A 2636-nucleotide genomic window follows, 5' to 3' on the forward strand; every position below is an offset into this window, starting at 1 on the left:
CAACCTGCGTGGGCGGCTGCATCGTGGACAGCGGCAATTTTGACTGGGAAGCGAATGCGGAGAAGTTCCCCGGACTTACCACTCCGGATGAATCTTATCACGGCATCGTTTATACACAGAAATTCGGAAAGATGGCCTATATTATGAAAGCGACGGCTCAGCTTATGCGTGATCTTGGCTCTATCCAGTCCCCGATGAACGCATTCCTTTTAAATCTTGGCCTGGAGACGCTGCATTTACGTGTGCCGCGCCACTGTGAGAACGCGCTGCGCGTGGCGGAATACTTAAAATCCCGCGATGACGTGGAGTGGGTGAACTATCCGGGATTAAAGGGAGACAAGTACTATGAACTGGCTCAGAAGTACATGCCGGACGGAACCTGCGGCGTAATTTCTTTTGGACTGAAGGGGGGACGCGACGCGGCCGTTACATTTATGGACCGCCTGAAGCTGGCCGCCATCGTGACTCATGTTGCGGATGCGCGTACTTCCGTGCTTCATCCGGCAAGCCATACCCACAGACAGCTGACCGATGAGCAGCTGGTGGACGCGGGCGTGGATCCTTCTATGATCCGCTTCAGTGTTGGGATTGAGAACGTGGATGATATTATTGAAGATATCCGCCAGGCACTGGAATAGAGTCACATCTTGTATAATGTGTAATGATTTATACAGGAGAGGAGACAAAGGATGAAGAAGGCTAGAAAACTTTTGAGGATCATATTCGGGCGAACTGCGTTTGTGGTGATGTCACTGCTGCTGCAGATATCGATACTGCTTGCAGGTTTCCGCTTCCTGAGTCATTACATGGTCTATATTTACGGAGGATTTACGCTGCTCAGTGCATTTGTGATCCTCTATGTCGTAAATAAAGATGAGAATCCAAGCTTTAAGCTGGCGTGGATCATTCCCATTACGGTGATTCCCGTGTTCGGCACGCTGCTCTATCTCTTTCTGGAGCTGCAGTGGGAAGGGAAGATCATTAACAGGAGGCTGCGGGAGAATATCTCAGATACGCAGCCGTATCTGAAACAGAATCCCCGTTATATGGAGCAGCTGGCAAAAATAAGCAGGAGCAACGCGAATCTGGCCGCCTATATCGAGAACTCCGGCAGCTATCCGGTCTACGGCAACACCAATGTGAAGTATTATCCGGTAGGCGAAGAGATGTTCGAGGACATGAAGAAGGAGCTGGAGAAGGCGAAACGCTTCATTTTCATGGAATATTTTATTGTGGAACGCGGGGAGATGTGGGACAGCATCTTAGAGATTCTGGAGCGCAAGGTGCAGGACGGCGTGGAAGTCCGGTTTATGTATGACGGCATGTGCTGCCTCGTCCTTCTCCCGTACAGCTACCCCAGGGAATTGAGGACTAAGGGCTTAAAGGCCAAGATGTTCGCGCCGATCAGACCGGCCCTGTCCACCTACCAGAATAACCGGGACCACAGAAAGATCCTGGTGATAGACGGACACACGGCATTTACGGGCGGCATTAACCTGGCGGATGAGTATATCAACAGGAAGGTGCGTTTCGGCCACTGGAAGGATACCGGCATCATGGTGAAGGGCGACGCGGTCACCAGCTTTACGATGATGTTTCTCCAGATGTGGAATATTACGGAGAAGGAGCCGGAGGATTACGGCCGGTATCTGAGGGATCCGGAATTTTTCTATCCGCCGGAGCTGTCCATGGAGGGCTTCGTGATCCCGTACGGCGACAGTCCCCTGGATCAGGAGACCGTGGGAGAGCTGGTGTACCTCGATATCATCAATACAGCCAGAAACTACGTGCATATTATGACGCCGTATCTGATTCTCAACTACGAACTGGTACAGGCCCTGCAGTTTGCGGCCAAGCGCGGCGTCGAGACGATCATCATTATGCCCCATATTCCGGACAAGGAGTACGCGTTCCTGCTGGCCAAGGCGCATTATGAGGAGCTGATCCGTGCGGGTGTGCAGATTTACGAGTATACGCCGGGCTTTGTCCATGCCAAGGTCTTTACCAGCGATGACGAGAAGGCGGTGGTCGGCACGATCAATATGGATTACAGAAGCCTGTATCTGCACTTTGAGTGTGCGGCCTATATTTACCGCAACGAGGTGATTAAGGATGTGGAGAGGGACTTTAAGGAGACGCTGGCCAAGAGCCAGGTAATCACTCTGGAGGAGTGCCGGCACTATCCGTGGTATAAGAAGTTTGCGGGGCGCGTGCTGCGGCTGTTTGCACCGCTTATGTAGAACCGCGTGCGGCCGCTTCTAAAGGAAGCTGGCCGCCGCGTACAGAATGAGAAAAAACGCTATATTGACTGCGGTGAACACTGCCAGATAATGGGAAACCTTATCTGGCAGTTCTTTTATGTAGAATTTCAGAGAAATCAGGCTGGCCAGCGAGGCGATCGGTGTTCCCAGACCGCCCAGGTTCGTCCCGAGCAGGAGCGGTTTCCAGTCGTTAGTAAAACCGGAGAGGAGCACTGCCGCCGGAACATTGCTGATAAACTGGCTCGTCAGAGCGGAGAACAGCACCGGATTCCGGTTCAGAATCTCTCCCATAAAGCGCTTTAACCAGTCGAGCCGCCCCATGTTGCCTGCGAACAGGAAGAAGCAGACGAAGGTGAGGAGCAGAAGGTAATCCGC

The 2636-nt window shown here is 52.4% G+C and carries 2 protein-coding genes and 1 pseudogene; 2 read left to right on the forward strand and 1 reads right to left on the reverse strand.

The window, feature by feature from the left end:
* On the forward strand, nt 1-638 hold a 638-nt coding region (locus tag ACLTD4_RS26850), incomplete at its 5' end, for a PLP-dependent transferase (RefSeq protein ID WP_412331704.1).
* A gap of 51 nt (nt 639-689) precedes the next feature.
* Nucleotides 690-2240 carry a cardiolipin synthase gene (gene cls, locus ACLTD4_RS26855; RefSeq protein WP_117622778.1) on the forward strand — a complete coding sequence of 517 codons (1551 nt, stop codon included), beginning with the start codon at nt 690-692 and terminating at the stop codon, nt 2238-2240.
* An 18-nt stretch (nt 2241-2258) separates the two neighbouring features.
* On the opposite strand, the pseudogene ACLTD4_RS26860 reads toward cls, so the two are convergent.
* A pseudogene (locus ACLTD4_RS26860) lies at nt 2259-2636 on the reverse strand (citrate transporter); the annotation flags it as partial.

The organism is Hungatella sp. (assembly GCF_046966825.1).

Coding starts and splice junctions, on each gene's coding strand:
- cls (WP_117622778.1), top strand. CDS start 690: ATGAAGAAGGCTAGAAAACTTTTGAGGATCATATTCGGGCGAACTGCG.